The organism is Halomonas sp. HP20-15 (genome assembly GCF_033446685.1).
In the GTDB taxonomy this organism is placed as follows: domain Bacteria; phylum Pseudomonadota; class Gammaproteobacteria; order Pseudomonadales; family Halomonadaceae; genus Modicisalibacter.
Genome location: NZ_JAWQLY010000056.1, coordinates 1 through 231, shown reverse-complemented (window position 1 = coordinate 231; position 231 = coordinate 1). Strand labels below are relative to the sequence as shown.

Annotated in this window: 1 protein-coding gene; it reads right to left on the bottom strand. The window is 71.0% G+C overall.

Annotated elements, in window-relative coordinates:
- Positions 1–231: hypothetical protein (locus R6258_RS18840; protein ID WP_318453485.1), on the bottom strand; the 231-nt coding region annotated here is incomplete at both ends.

Here is a 231-nt window from a genome sequence, read left to right as displayed (position 1 = left end):
CCGCCGGATGCCAGGGCCAATCATGACGTCATGCGCATCGCCCGACAGGCTGCGGACGCGCAACGGGATGTCGCGCCCGCCGTGGCGCAACAGCACATCGCGCTCCATCGGCTGCCACAAGGTGAACCCGGTCTCCGGCCCCAGCCCTTCCATCAGCCCAAGCGCCGCCAGCGCCGCCAGCGCGATCTCGCCGGGCCCGGGCTCCCGCTCCTGCACCAGCATGTCGATATC